This is a genomic window from Fictibacillus marinisediminis, from assembly GCF_023149135.1.
Taxonomy (GTDB): Bacteria; Bacillota; Bacilli; order Bacillales; family Fictibacillaceae; genus Fictibacillus_C; species Fictibacillus_C marinisediminis.
Window position 1 is genome coordinate 3,591,738 of record NZ_JAIWJX010000002.1, and the last position, 14,784, is coordinate 3,606,521.

Annotated in this window: 12 protein-coding genes; 1 reads left to right on the plus strand and 11 read right to left on the minus strand. The window is 46.9% G+C overall.

Features of this window, described 5'->3' with window-relative positions:
- Position 1: 1 nt before the first annotated feature.
- The 11 genes from LCY76_RS19145 to LCY76_RS19195 all read right to left on the minus strand — a co-directional run bounded on the left by LCY76_RS19145 (position 2) and on the right by LCY76_RS19195 (position 12,851).
- Positions 2-1,486, minus strand: a complete 1,485-nt coding sequence (locus LCY76_RS19145; protein WP_248253942.1) for an O-antigen ligase family protein — start codon at positions 1,484-1,486, stop codon at positions 2-4.
- A gap of 72 nt (positions 1,487-1,558) precedes the next feature.
- Positions 1,559-2,248, minus strand: a complete 690-nt coding sequence (locus LCY76_RS19150; protein WP_248253943.1) for an N-acetyltransferase — start codon at positions 2,246-2,248, stop codon at positions 1,559-1,561.
- 59 nt (positions 2,249-2,307) lie between these two features.
- Positions 2,308-3,456: a DegT/DnrJ/EryC1/StrS family aminotransferase gene (locus LCY76_RS19155; RefSeq protein ID WP_248253944.1), complete on the minus strand. Its 1,149-nt coding sequence runs from the start codon at positions 3,454-3,456 to the stop codon at positions 2,308-2,310.
- Between the two features lie 167 nt (positions 3,457-3,623).
- A complete protein-coding gene (locus tag LCY76_RS19160) occupies positions 3,624-4,886 on the minus strand; it encodes a glycosyltransferase family 4 protein (protein WP_248253945.1) in 1,263 nt (420 codons plus the stop codon).
- Positions 4,828-5,421 carry a glycosyltransferase gene (locus LCY76_RS19165; protein WP_248253946.1) on the minus strand — a complete coding sequence of 198 codons (594 nt, stop codon included), beginning with the start codon at positions 5,419-5,421 and terminating at the stop codon, positions 4,828-4,830. Before LCY76_RS19165 ends, LCY76_RS19160 begins: the two co-directional genes overlap by 59 nt.
- On the minus strand, positions 5,397-6,044 hold the full coding sequence (locus LCY76_RS19170; RefSeq protein ID WP_248253947.1) for a glycosyltransferase: 648 nt from the start codon (positions 6,042-6,044) through the stop codon (positions 5,397-5,399). Before LCY76_RS19170 ends, LCY76_RS19165 begins: the two co-directional genes overlap by 25 nt.
- A 367-nt stretch (positions 6,045-6,411) precedes the next feature.
- The gene (locus tag LCY76_RS19175; RefSeq protein WP_248253948.1) at positions 6,412-7,752 is read right to left on the minus strand and encodes a nucleotide sugar dehydrogenase; all 1,341 of its coding nucleotides are present in this window, start codon (positions 7,750-7,752) and stop codon (positions 6,412-6,414) included.
- Positions 7,752-8,786 carry a Gfo/Idh/MocA family protein gene (locus tag LCY76_RS19180; protein ID WP_248253949.1) on the minus strand — a complete coding sequence of 345 codons (1,035 nt, stop codon included), beginning with the start codon at positions 8,784-8,786 and terminating at the stop codon, positions 7,752-7,754. The genes LCY76_RS19175 and LCY76_RS19180 overlap by 1 nt, the downstream gene beginning before the upstream one ends.
- Positions 8,787-9,304: 518 nt before the next feature.
- Complete coding sequence (locus LCY76_RS19185) at positions 9,305-10,228, minus strand: NAD-dependent epimerase/dehydratase family protein (RefSeq protein ID WP_248253950.1); 924 nt, start codon at positions 10,226-10,228, stop codon at positions 9,305-9,307.
- Positions 10,229-10,243: 15 nt separating this feature from the next.
- The gene (locus tag LCY76_RS19190; RefSeq protein ID WP_248253951.1) at positions 10,244-11,572 is read right to left on the minus strand and encodes a flippase; all 1,329 of its coding nucleotides are present in this window, start codon (positions 11,570-11,572) and stop codon (positions 10,244-10,246) included.
- 1 nt (position 11,573) lies between these two features.
- Positions 11,574-12,851, minus strand: a complete 1,278-nt coding sequence (locus LCY76_RS19195; protein WP_248253952.1) for a glycosyltransferase — start codon at positions 12,849-12,851, stop codon at positions 11,574-11,576.
- A gap of 453 nt (positions 12,852-13,304) precedes the next feature.
- Between LCY76_RS19195 and LCY76_RS19200 the strand changes: the two genes are divergently transcribed.
- On the plus strand, positions 13,305-14,372 hold the full coding sequence (locus tag LCY76_RS19200) for an LCP family protein (protein WP_248253953.1): 1,068 nt from the start codon (positions 13,305-13,307) through the stop codon (positions 14,370-14,372).
- Positions 14,373-14,784: the final 412 nt, after the last annotated feature.

Sequence of the window (14,784 nt, forward strand, 5' to 3'; positions counted from 1 at the left end):
CTTACTTCATTGGTCGATATTGAACCTCATTTTGTTTCACTCTCCAGAAATTAATGTAGCTGATGGAGAATGCGAAAAGCAGCCAGAGGTAGTTTAGCGAAATTTGTGAGCTTGGGCTGATGCAGGAAAGCGAGAAAGCAATCATGCCGCCAAGCAGTCCTTCACTGATTATTTTTTCATAGAGGGTACCCGATTGCCTGAAGATACGGAAAAGCTGCAGGATAACCCAGAGATACAGGAGGACATAACCGGCAAAAATAACAGCTCCGTAATTGACGAGAATCTCGATCCACCAGTTATGGACGTTAATGATTCCCTTTGTCGGAAATTCTGCATAATGCATGAGATAGTATTTAGAGTTCCCCGAACCGATGCCGAATCCAAAACTTTTTTCAAAAAAAAGCAATCCGTTCTTAATGAGGTTGGACCGGATATCGACGGAGGCGATCTCGGCTTGCGAACCACTGGCCAGCAAGCTGTGCAGCATGCCCTCAATCTTTCCGATGGCCGCTGCAAACTTTTCTTTAAACATAACAATACCAGCCGCCAGACCGACGAAGCCAAGAACAACAAGGCTTCTTTTCACTTTCTTGTTTGTTAAAAAGACAAACCAGAAGGCAAGACCCAATGGGATCGCGATAAAATTCGCCCTTGATGACGTAAAGATCATCACATAAAGCGAGAGAAGCATCAACGCAGCCCCCACGGCCTTTAACAGCCAGGATCTTGTACGGTGAACAAAGGCTAAAACGAGAAAGAAACTGACCGAAATAAAGCTGGCAAAATCATTCTCGTTTACAAAAACAGATGTCGGTATTCCTTTTTGATATTCCGCCACCTTGTTGATCCTTGAGATAGCAAGATGGTTGTGCGTGACATGGTTCCAGAGGCCGATCACCGTCAGAACGGCGAACATGCCAAGCCAGATCCAGTACACATGCTTGAATTCCTCCTCCTTTTTCATGAGAAAGACCATAAAAAAGATGAGGGAGATTCCGATGATCAAGAAGATCAGGTCAACCGCACCCATGGAAAAAGAGCGTGTCCAGCTCAGAGAGAACAGGGCGTAAAGCATCCAGAAGAGATGGAAGTACATCACAGGTTTGACCTTTACCCTCTCCCATTCCAATATGTCCTTTTTGAAAAGGGCGAGGTAAAGAACCACAGGCACCATCAAAACGTAAACCATTCGATACGGAAACATCGAGATTGGGCCAACGGGGATATTCATGATTCCCGCGCCCAGGAACGATGAAAAGATCAGAAGATAAAGCAGCAAGTTCATAATAGGAATCTGCTGCACAACTGGTTTGATAGCGATAAAAACAGCCATTAAAGCGACGTATCCTGCAAGTGCCGCTGTCAGAAGAAGCGGTGACTGGACTGGCACTCTGTCGATCAGCCAGCTGCCCGTAATGGCCGCAAAGCATAACGCCAGAATACCCTGTGTAATTTTTGATTGAAAAAGTCTCCGCAAATCAGGCATGTACTTCCCTCCCTTCGCTTTTCCTTCATAGATGCAAGTTTCATCGCTGTTTTCAAGGGAAACACGGGAAGTTTACGCCTCTTGATTTTTCAGCAGCTGGTCGTCTGGCACGCTTTTGAACTTTCTAGCCGGATGGCCGGCCACGAGATCTTGGCTTTCCACATCCTTTGTAACAAGGCTTCCGGCTGCCACAGCTGCTTCTTGTTCAATGACTTTGCCGGGAAGGATCGTGGAGTTGGCTCCGATCCTCCCGCCTTTTTTTACGGTAACGCCTTTAAAATGTTTAAACCGTTCTTTGGACCGGGCCATATAATTGTCATTGGTCGTAACAACACCCGGTGCAATGAACACGAGATCTTCAAGCTCGGAATACGCCGTAATGTAAGCATTGGTTTCAATCTTGCATTTTACTCCGATAACACAGTCGTTCTCGACCGCTGCTCCACGGCCGATAATCGTTTTATGGCCGATCGTCACCCGCTCGCGGATGGTCGCAAGGTCAGCGACGAAGACATCGTCAGCCAGCTCTGCGCTGGCGTAGATGATCGAATTCGTTCCAATCGTTACCCCTGAACCGATTTTTGCGGGCGGCAGTGTTTTTAATTCCGGCAGCGCTGAATTCTTTGCTCTGGCCGGCTGCTTGCCGATGACCGCATTATCCTGGATGATGCAGTTATCTCCGATGGAGACTCCGTCGTAAATGACCACATTATGCCCGATGATCACGTTTGAACCGAGCTGTACATCTTTTCCTAATACCACATTACTCCCCTGGCTGACCGTCAATGAGAACACCCTTTCTTCCTAAAAGCTGAATGCGTTTATGCGAATGATTTTTCTTTTGATTCGTTGACAGGATTTTTGCTGAAATAAGCGGCGATCTGTTCAACGACATACTCCTGCTGCTCCCTCTTCAGTTCAGGGAACATCGGAAGTGAAAGTACTCGGTCTGCCGCTTTTTCTGTTTCAGGCAGGTCACCTTCCTTGTAGCCGAGTTCTTTGAATACGGGCTGAAGGTGCAGCGGTTTTGGATAGTAAATCATAGATCCAATTCCCTGCTCTTTCAAAAACTCCTGCAAACCGGTGCGGTCTGGCACTTGAATCGTGTATTGGTGGAACACATGATAGTTGTGTTCTTCCACAAACGGAGTGACAACGAGATCACCCAGCTTTTCCTTCAACAGTTCCGTGTAGATCGCAGCTTTTTCACGTCGTGCTTCGCTCCATGTGTTCAGATGAGGAAACTTAACGTTCAGGATTCCGGCCTGCAGCTCGTCCAGACGGCTGTTGTACCCCAGGATGTGGTGATAGTATTTCGGCTTGCTGCCGTGAACACGGATCACACGCATCGTTTCAGCAATGTCTTCATCATTCGTGATGATCATGCCGCCGTCACCGTACCCGCCAAGGTTTTTCGTCGGGAAGAAGCTGTAGGTTGCTGTCGTGCCAAGCTCACCGACGTTTTTCCCTTTGTATTTTGAACCGATGGCTTGAGCTGCATCCTCAATGATCGCAAGGTTATGCTTCTTCGCGATTTCAGCGATCGGCTCCATGTCTGCCATCTGGCCGTACAAGTGAACCGGGATGATTGCTTTCGTTTTTTCTGTTACCGCTGCTTCAATTTTCGCCGGATCAATATTGTACGTTTTAGGATCGATGTCAACAAAAACAGGAACAGCTCCTGCACGAGCCACCGCTCCTGCAGTTGCAAAGAACGTAAAAGAAGGAACGATGACCTCATCCCCCTGTTTCACTCCGCATCCAAGCAAAGAAATGTGCAGGGCGTCACTGCCGTTCGCTACCCCCACTCCATGCTTTGCCGCGCTGTATTCTGCTACATCCTGCTCCAGTTTCTTAACGTTATCTCCCAAAATAAAGCGAGATCCTGACATGATATCTTCCAAGCTTGCAAAAATCTCCTCTTTCAGTGATTGGTACTGTTCTGATAGATCAAGCATAGGCACTTTCATCTATGATCCCTCTTTCTTCCTCTATATTTGTATTGCATACTGTTGTTAAAACCTTTTGCTACCGATGTTTAGTCGGGTTTGCCTAGGCGGGGCTCGCTTTGCGAACCCCAGCCTGCGCGCTGAAGGGGAGACTTCGAGTGTCTCTTTTAGCGGCAGTATGCTATGACTTAATTCTCTTTAACACTGAGCTGATACGCCTTAGAAGTTTCCCCAGTTTCCTGGAAGGCGCAGATATCAAGGAAGCGGTCAGCAAGCTTCGTAATATTGTGCTTCTCGTTCACATACCGATAGCTGTTTCTTGAAATCTCTGCTTTTTCTTCTTCACTTAAATTCAATAACTCTTCCAATCCTTCTGCAAACTCTCCCGGCTTTTCAGGAGCAACCGACTTGCCGGCTTTCGCTTCTGCCACAATGTCGTTGGACACATTGCCGGCAAACAGGATCGGTTTTCCGATCAGCAGGTAATCGTTCAGTTTATTTAACGAAATGCCGTATTTATAAAGCTGGGTATCCAGCATGGAAACTAACAATACATCTGCAAGGGCAAGTGTTGGCATCACTTCTTTTTTCGGAATGCCATCAAAGAAATACACGTGCTCATATTCACTGGCGAGATTTTTGAGATTGTCTTTTTCCGGACCGTCTCCGACAAGGACATAGGCTGTTTTCTCCGGAAAGACAAACTTGGCGCTGTTCACGACCGTTTCCAGTGAGTTGGCTACACCGTGGGAGCCAACATACATCGCGACCTGTCCGTGCTTCTCCTTAATCTTGCTGATCTCATCCTCCAGCGAGCTTTTGCCCTCTTTTTCTTCCATACGGTCCATGTTGATGCCGTTCGGGATGACGTGGATAATCTTTTCATCCACACCCATCTCCTTAATGTACTGTGCCGCACCCGGCAGCGTAACGATGATCTGGTCCGCACGTTTATACACGAACTTCTCGATTGCACCGAACATAAGAACTGCGGGGTGGTGCTTCGACATCGAACCGAGCTCGATCAGCGTCCGCGGCCACAAATCCCGGATCTCCACAATGTAAGCAGCCTTCTTCCATTTGCTTAAGAAATAGGCAGCCAGGCAGGCAAACAAGTGAACCGATGAGCCGACGATGGCATCAGGACGCTCTTTTTTCTTCATCCCGCGCCACATCGCCATGAAGAAGAAGGAAATCATGTTCAGGATCCGCATGATCCCGTTCCCTTTGTAAGGCAGGGTCCAGAGCCATTCAAAAATAACGCCGTTCACGTTTTCCTTGTAATTCTTCTTCTGCTTGTTTCTCCAGACAAAGCGATAAGCCAGAAAGCTGCTTGCGAAAATCCGAATCTTATGGTCTTTTTTTACGAGTTCATGGGCAATGTCATAGTGTCTAGTTATTCCTGTTTCCGACGGTTTTAACGCTACGTGATTTAAAATCCATACCTTCATCTGCCTGTTCACCCCATTTTAAAGACCTGTTGTCAGCCATGGCCAACCTTTCGTATAACGCAACCAGCTCTTGGCTTTCTTTTTCCCAGTTGTACTTCTCAATGACGGCCTTCCTGCCGTTTTCACCCATCTGCTTCGCTTCCTCCGGATGTTCCATGATCCATCTCATGGCACCGGCTACCGCGTCAGGATCGAGCGGGTCCACACATAGTCCACAGTGATTCCCGATGACGAAATCCTCCCAGAGCGGGAAGTTGGAAGCGATGGATGGAAGTCCGGCTGCCATGTATTCAAACAATTTGATCGGGTAGGAGACCATGTATCTCGGTTCCGGCCGGATCAGTACGAGCCCGGCGGTGGACTCGTCAAGCACGTCCTTTACTTCGCCTCGGCTGAGCCAGCCTTTATGGTCGACATGGCTCCAGCCTTTCTGCTGCTTCATTTCCTGTTCCAGCTGTTCCGGAGCAAATTTGCCGGCGAGAACAAGCTCGCCTTGTTTTCCTTGCCCGTTCAGAACTTCGATCGCCGAAACCATCTCTTTGATGCCACGAAGTTCCGTGATTCCCCGATATAAAGGAAGCTGCTTTCTTTCCGTTCCGCAGTTTGGCTCTCTGAAGGATTTCCCATCAGTTCTTGCAGGATCGGGAAGTTGTGAACCGTCACCGTGTTGGCGTTATACGTTTTAAAACGCTTCGTGATCGTCGGTGTGGCCGTCACAACGGCATCAAACCTGCTGGCTGCGTATTTCTCCATCTTTTTTACCGAGACTGAGATGTTCTTTCTGAGCAGCTTCGGAATCCACTGTTTGGAGAGGACCTGCTCAGGCACATCTTCATGAACATCATAGATGACTTTCTTGCCTTTCTTTTTTAAGAGAAGACCGATGATCATCAGCTCGGGATCATGGAAATGGTATACATCGGCGTCTACTTCAATCGCCGCCGTATACACGCTTTTTGCAGCAGCAATCATCCGAGAATAGCGGTTGCTTGCCGTTGAGGACACACCAACAACTTTTACGCCGTCTATTATTTTATTTTCGGTATTTGGTGCTATTAAATATACATCGTGTCCCGCAAGAGCTAGCGACCGGCATTCTTTCACAAAAATGCGGATGTCGTCAGCGGGATGGACTGAAGTTAAATGACAGATTTTCACGGCAACGTTCACTACCTTTGGTTTGGGAGTTAACCATTTGCATGGAAAACCAGACCTTGGCTGGCCTGGTTTTTTATTTTTGGTCTAAAGATTGGATCTTTGAAAGATTTTAGTAATCTTCCTTGACAGGTTGATTAAAGTGCAAGGTGCGAGACTCCTCGAAATGAATTTCACATTTTCTTCGTGCGATATACCGCTGCCGAAGCCTTCCTTGTCCTGCGGGAGAAGCGTGACAGGTGAGACCCAAAGGCGCTTGAGCCGAGGGGCTCAGCGCACGCCCCGCGGAAAGCGAGCAGCCTGGAACAGAAATCAACCCTCTCAAGAGCAACAAAGATTACACGTACAACCATCTTATAAGCGTACAAGCTTATAGAAGGTGATACTTTTTCACTTTCGCTGATAAATCTTTCATCGCGTTTCGTGTATCGAACAATACCGGGCTATGTTCAGCGATCAGTTCATAGTCAAATGCTGTATGATCGGTTGTTAATAGAACAAGGTCGGCACTTTCAAGTACTTCTTTGGAAAGGCCATGAGTTTCCACGATACCGCCCATGTAGCGGAACGTGTTAACGTGCGGATCAACAACCGTGTAATTGGCCCCCGCTGCATCCAGCTTTTCAAGAATCGGAATGACTGGTGATTCCCTCATGTCCTCGATGTCTTTTTTATAAGCGACTCCTAGAATAACGACTTTCGCGCCGTTCATCGCTTTCTTTTCCTCATTTAATATTTTCATGCTGCGTTCGATCACGAAGTCAGCCATGCTGTTGTTGATTTCCCCCGCTGTTTCGATCAAGCGGGTATGGTAGTTGTACTCACGTGCTTTCCAAGTGAGGTAGAACGGATCGATCGGAATGCAGTGTCCGCCAAGTCCAGGTCCTGGATAGAAGGCCATGAATCCGTATGGCTTCGTTTTAGCGGCATCAATCACTTCCCAAACATTAATGTTCATCTTGTCGCAAAGGATGGCCATTTCGTTCGCCAGCCCGATGTTAATGTTTCGGAAGGTATTCTCAAGAATTTTCTCCATCTCAGCTACTGAAGGGCTGGATACTTCATGCACTTCACCCTCTAGTACGCCGCGGTATAGAGCAGATGCAACTTTCGTGCACTCTGGCGTCACTCCGCCTACCACTTTCGGGGTGTTCTTCGTGTTGAACACTTTGTTTCCAGGATCGACACGCTCTGGCGAGTATGCGAGGTGAAAGTCCGTACCGCATGTAAAACCAGAAGATTCAAGGATCGGGCGAAGAAGCTCTTCCGTTGTTCCTGGATACGTTGTGCTCTCAAGAACGATCAGCATGCCCTCATGAAGGAACTGGGCGATTTCTTTTCCTGAGCTCTCTACATAGGATGTATCCGGCTGACGGTAAATATCCAAAGGCGTCGGTACGCAAATCGCTACAGCGTCCACTTCTGAGATCAAAGAGTAGTCGGTTGTCGCGCGAATCTGTTTCGTGGAGGTAAGCATCGCAAGCTCTTCGTCCACGACGTCACCGATATAGTTGATCCCGTCATTCACCATTTCGACACGGCTTTCCTGAACGTCAAAGCCGATAACCTTGTAGCCTGCTTTTGCTTTTTCAACGGCAAGCGGCAGTCCGACATACCCAAGGCCTACCACTCCGATGACAGCCTCTTTCGTTTCGATTTTGTTCAACAGTTGTTTTGTTACATCTCGCTGTGTTTTCTGTAGAGTTTCCATTAGTTTAAAACCTCCTGAGGTTGCATATTGACAGGCTGATTGGTTTCTGCTGATTCGTACATGGCAAGGACCAGTTCTAACGCTTTTTTGCCATCTTCACCTGTGACGATCGGCCCCCGGTTTTCTTTTACAGCTTCGACCAAGTCTTCAATGATGCATTGATGGCCGGGCTTTCCGAATGGATCTTCTTCTATCAATTTCTTCAGTTCGGCTGTTTCTTCTTCACTCGTGCCCTCAACGTTCCAGTGCTCTACGTTGACTGCCGTCGGACCGCCGATTTTAATCGTTCCTTTTTCTCCAAAAATGCTAAGTGATTCTTCAAAGTTTTTCGGGTAGATGGTGGTGGCTGTTTCAACGACTCCGAGTGCTCCGCTCGAGAACTTCACGAGGCCGGTGCAGACATCTTCTGCTTCGATGTCCCGGATTCGGGTGGCGCTCATGCTGAATACCTCGTTCACGTCTCCCATCATCCAAAGCATGAGGTCCAGATTGTGAATCGCCTGGTTCATGAGTACTCCGCCGTCCAGCCCTTTCGTTCCTCTCCATGGCGCCTGATCGTAATACGCCTGGTTTCTGTTCCAGCGGACGGTTGCATTGATGTGGCTGATCTTGCCGAGCTTGCCGCTCTCCACCACTTCTTTCAGCTTTTTCATCGCCGGACGGAAACGGTTCGGGTGAACGACCGCCAGCTTCACACCATTGCGTTCACATGCATCAATGATGGCATTTGTATCATCCATTAAAAGAGCAATCGGCTTTTCTACGACTATATGCTTTTTCGCTTCAGCACCCTGTACGGCAAGCGTTGCATGAAAGCCGCTCGGGGTACAAATATTGATAACGTCTATATTCTTGTCAGCCAGCAGCTCCGAGTAATCGGTATACGTTTTGGCATTATACGTTTCCCGGTAGAACTCCATATTTTCCGGGATCATATCACATACAGCGGCGAGTGCTGCTCCTTCTGTCCGGTCAATGGCCTCTGCATGTTTCTTCGCAATATGGCCGCATCCTACAATCGCAAAATTAAGCATCGACAAAACTCCTTTTGATTAAAAACAATAACTTGCTGTTCAATAGATTTCTTCGTTCATTCTATATTATTTCCAAGGAATTTCAGGTAAATTCTCGGTTAAGAGATTGTTAAGCACATTTACAAAAACACGCCGCAGGATAGGGCTTTTTCCGATAAGGCTTGTCGTGCCATGCGGTATAAGATTTACATTTTCTTAACAAAGTAGATTTTGCCTCTGAACGAATCGACCCCCTCAAGAGAAAAGCGCAAGCACCCTGTTTAGGTCCGACAAGCGCTGGAGGTGTTATCCAGCAACACGCTTTTTGTGTTGTGGGGTAAGATCGAAGCGACCTAAGACGAAATTATGTTTTTAAATTTCGTCCTCCGAGGACCTATGCTTAAAACAAGAATCACGTTTTCAGCCCTGGGCGCTGGAGCTAGACATTACTTCCATGCAAGCTGAACTTCGTAGTCCATAAGAAAAGCACCCTCCTGTAAAAGAAGAGTGCTATATATATATTCTTATTGTACGTGCATTTATGTTAAAAACTCTTGAGCGTGCATCTGTTTCACTGTCTCCTGGATACCTTCTGCAAGGGGCACCTCAGGCTTCCAGTTCACAAGCGCCATGAACTTGCGGTTGTCGAGGCAGCTGCGGTAGATATCACCTTCACGCGGCTCTCCGTAAACAGGCTCCAGACTGCTGCCCATTTCCTTCGCCATAACGCGGTACAGCTCGTTCACCGTGATCTCTTCGTTCGCACTGACGTTAAAGATGCCGTCCTTACATAACAGGGCAGCGGTATTGGCCCGGGCCACGTCCTCAACAAAGATAAAATCACGGGTCTGATTGCCGTCGCCATAAATGGAGACCGGCTGTCCGCTCAGCAGCTTATCAAGGAAAATCTTGATAACGCCGCCTTCTCCGTCCTTCGTCTGCTTCGGTCCATAGATGTTGGAATAGCGAAGGATCGAGTAGCCGATGCTGTGTGTTTCGCAAAAGTTGGCGATGTACATTTCACATGTAGCTTTTGAAATCCCGTATGGAGCAGTTGGCTGAAAATGCTCACCCTCTTTGAGCGGCACGTTTTCATTATCGCCATAAATGGCCGCTGTTGATGCGAAGACAAACTTCTTCACATCTAATGCTTTCGCCAGCTCCAGCATTCTGACCGTCCCCTCAATGTTCATCCTCATATCGTTAAGCGGGTCTGCTACGGAAGAAGGCACACTTGTCTGGGCTGCCAGATGGATGATCGCGTCAATCTCATAAGGCTGCAGCCGTTCCGGCAGTGAGGGATCAAGAATATCACTCTGGATGATCACATCTTCCGTGTTTACATTGCTTTCGCTTCCCGTCAGAAAGTTATCCACCAAAATCGGGGTATGCCCTTCCTTCATCAGTGCGTTTTTCGTAAATGTCCCGACGAATCCTGCTCCGCCCGTTACCAATACATTCATGCTAGAATCCTCCCGTCAGTACCTGAGTTTTAGTTTTCGAATAACCGTTCTATAGAGCCGCAGGTCGCTTTTCTTGATCAGCAAAAAGCGGTGATACGGCTCGTTTGTCACTTTTTTGTATAAGACGACCTTTACGAGGAAGCTGACAAAATACGTGATCGTCGCAGAAAATGCGGCTCCGGTCACTCCATACCTCGGAATGAGCACCACGTTCAGCACCAGGTTAAACAGCACGTTGAAGATGGAAAGATACATGTTTAACTCGGGCTTTCCGCGGCCGGCAATGTCATTGGACAGAATCTTCTCGACCGACAGAAGCGCCACACCGGGCAGAGTGATTTGAAGCAGGCTCGCACTGTTCTCATACTGATGGCCGAACAGTGTGACGATCAAATCCTTTGCGACAATAGTCCCAATCAGCGCAATGACTAACGTAATTGCCATAATGTTTCTTGATACGAGAGAAGTGAGATGGTTTCTCTCTTCATCGGTTTCAATGGCTGCGATTTTTGGGTATAGGACATTGGATATAGAAGCCGCAAAGATAGTCAGCCTCTCCCCGATATTCATTGCGGTTACGTAGATCCCTACCGCTGAATCCACCATGAAAAACCCGATGAGGAAAACAACGATACGATAGTTCAAAAAGCTCGCAAAGTTACTGATGTGCGCTTTAAGCCCGTAATTGACGGATTTGCGGAAATACTCCCAAGAGAATCCCCTGATATTAAAACGCAGTCTATGCTTTTTCTTCAGCTGATAGACCATGTAGGCGACATTGATCAAGTTCCCGGCGATGAACGCCATAATCGCCCCTGGAAGGCCAAGCCTGAAAATGAGCACGAAAACAGCGACAAAGCCGAGAATTCCCACCTGGTTCACGACCATAGCCGTATTGAACAGTTTAAAATCCTGCAGCCCCTGAAAGACCGTCTGGAAATATTCGCGCAAAAACATGAACGGCAGCGCCAATAAGCAAAGGTACAGCAAAGTATGCGGAGTATGGTTGAAGAACTTTTCCGAAAAAAAGTAGATCACAATCGCTCCTATTCCCATACTGACCAGGCTCAGCAGCGTACCGATGATGATGTTATTGTTGTAGACCGTATTCAGCTTCACGTCTCCCCTGCTGATGTAATAGATCGTCGACGTGTTGATGCCGAGCGTCAAAAAGGTCAGCAGAACCGTCGGCAGCAGGGTGATCAGTGCATACTTACCCTGTCCAGCAGGACCCAAGATCCGGGCCAGCACAACCAGCAGCAATATGCCGATGACGATATTGGTCACCTGTCTGGAAAAGGTTAAGAAACTGTTTCTGACAAAGCTTCGGTTGCCGTCGCTCATATCACGATCCGCTCCCTTTCTTTACACTTTTTAAAAAGTCTGTGTAATTTTTCTTTGCATCATATTCCTTTTCCCATTTGGCAAAGGCGTTCGAACGGTACTTCATTTTTTGTTCGTCCGGCAGCGCGGCGAATCGCTCGATATCATCCGCCAGCTCAGCAGACGAAACCTCTGACGGGATCAAGAAACCATTGCTTTCATCAACAAGTTCCCTTACACCGCCGACATCTGTCGCGATGACCGGAATCGAAGTACTGAATGCTTCCATAATGGTCACGGGAATTCCTTCACTCTCACTCACGTTCACAAAAAGATCGACCGGCTGTGACTGATAAAATCCAAAGATCTGCTGCTGGGTCCAGTGCCCCTTAAAATCGATGGTGACATGTTCCGGCAGCTCATTTTTCGCTTTGTTCTCGATCTCTTCCCGCTGTTCACCGTCTCCAATATGCGTCCAGTGGATCGGCGATGAGGTTTGTTTTAACGCCTCCACCAACAGATCCAGCCGTTTTACCGGCTTTACGTATGAACAGGAAACCATCCTGAGAATTCGGTCATGTGAAGGGGCTGCGGTAAAGCCAGGTTTTTCAGTCCCGAGCCGGTTCACGAGAAGATGAGCATTCGCGTTTGGATATTTCGTATTAAAATAGTTCTTTCCGTCATCAGAAATCATCCGCACCGAATCGAGGGACGAGATCACTCTTTCCTGAAATGGCAGATAAGGCAGTGAATGCCGGTAATCGTACACGTCCCCTCCGTGGGCGCGGGATACCGCAAAAAGATCCCGGTGCGTTTCCTTCAGCATCGCAAGAGCTACCGCTGAAGGCGTCAGCCAGTACGAATAAAATACGGCATTGCTTATATCAAAATTCGGATCATCCAGCCACTTTCTCTGGATCTCATCACGGATCCGAATCGCATGGCTTAGCCAGTTAGCCACCTGCATCAACCCTTTGCTGCCAAACATACGGGCTTTTGGAAGCTCTCTTGAAAGCCAGCGGCGTCCCTGAGGATCTGCCGTCACACTGTAAAACGTATGAATATATTTTTTTGTGCCTCCAGGCCTTCCGGGCAGCTGGTGGACTTGCACTTTTTCAGAAACAGGCCGCTGCTCTCCGGCTCCATTTACCGCAACAACATCAATCTTTTCAAATAATTGTTCCATATATTTCATTTCGGTTTCTAAAAACTGCTCCCCGGGCAGGTAAGGATAACGGTTGGTTATCAGGATCATGTGCTCTCTTGCTGTTTTTATGCCATTCTGCAATGTGTTCACCATCCTTTGAATCCTGAAGCTCTTAATCATTCTTGCCAAAAAGAGCATGTATAAGGCTGTTCTCTTAATCTTTCGCAGGCCGATTTTTATTTTTGCAATTCCGTTTTTTGCATAAAAAGCCTAACGGAGGCCTGAACTACCATGATAGGGGTCATTTATTAACTCAACTTAAATTTCTCATGAAGCTTTTGTAAATCTTTGTCCGAAATGTCTTTACAGTTACCGGATTCTTCATTAAACTGTAATATTCTTTATATTATTTTTATTGTATTTACACAACTTTAAAGGTATCTTTATTGTATGCTTCCATAAATTTACGTTCCTTATGTCGAGCCATTTCGACAAGGATTACGAAGTTGCATTGTCTGTACGATCCTATTCTGTCACCAGAAAAGAAAATAACAGACCAACAAAACCATAGATATAGATGTAGAGAAGAAAAGGAGATTACTATAGATGGACCGTCAACAAATGCGGAAAAAGAAGAAGAAAAAGAGACGTATAAAGTTTATCGTCTTCCCATTGATTCTGATTCTTTTAGGAACAGTCGGTTTCGGATCTTATTTAACCTATAAATTAGCCAACGCATCATCAAAAGCGCAGGAAACCCTATCACGGGGAGGAAAATCAGAGCTGCGCCTGAATGAAGTTGACCCTGGCAAGGATAACTTTTCCGTCCTTATTGCAGGGATCGATGACAGCAAGCACCGAAAAGGGGAAAAGGGATTTGCAGGCAACCGGACAGACGCCCTCATCCTCGCCACCTTCAACCGTGATAAAAAATCCGTTAAAATGGTGAGCATCCCGCGTGACTCCTACGTTACGATTCCGGGGCGCATCAACAAGGACAAGATCACCCACGCCCACGCGTTCGGCGGCATGGATCTTACCGTGGATACAGTGGAACATCTGTTCAACATCCCGGTCGACTACTATGTAAGAGTAAACTTTGATGCATTCTTGCAGATTGTAGATACACTTGGCGGCGTTGATGTCGACGTACAGAAGAAAATCGTCGAACAGGACAGCAAGGACCGTCCTAGAGCCATCACAATCGAGCCGGGCCAGCAAAGGCTAAACGCTGAGGAAGCTCTCGCATACGCGCGTACGCGTCATGCCGACTCAGACATCATGCGCGGCGACAGGCAAAAACAGATCGTCGAAGGTATCATTAAAGAATCAACACAGATTAAATCGATTCCTAAATACGGCAAGCTTATCGAGAACGTCGGCGACAACATGTCCACCAACTTTACGTTCGGCAACATGCTCGCACTTCTCAAGTACGCGAAATCCGTAGGAGATGTCGAATCGCTTAAATTAGAAGGAACAGACGCAAGAATCAATAATATTTATTACTATTCCTTAAACGAACTATCAGTACAAAATGTGTCCGCCCAGCTGAAAGAGCATCTTGCTTATGACGGCTCAGGCACACAGGACAGCGGAACGGGTACCGGAACAGATTCCAGCAGTACCGATTCCACTACAGATAGCACTTCGGAAGCAAACAACGGAAATTAAGTTTAAGCCGGCCATCGGGGCCGGCTTTTTTCTTTTGGGGTTTGGTTGAGGGCGGTTAAGGTGGGCATGGGCGTGATCGATGAAATAAATGCGTCAAAATCAGTCGAAAGATGTCGAGCTTTTTCTGTTTGAAAATAAAACATGCAGTTTTGAACATAAATTAATTTTTTTGAACATAAAATGGTTGTTTTTGAACATAAATTAGGATTTTTGAAAATAAAAGATACAACGCCATAAAACAACTCTTAATAATCTTTAAAATGCTGTTAAAAATAACCCTGATTCGTAATTTTTACGGTATATAGAGACTGCATTAAAAGAACAAATCCGTATTAGTCCTTATTTTTAATAAAAAATCAGCAAAAATGGACCAAAAATCACTGCAAAATCGCCATACCCGAGGAAAAACCGC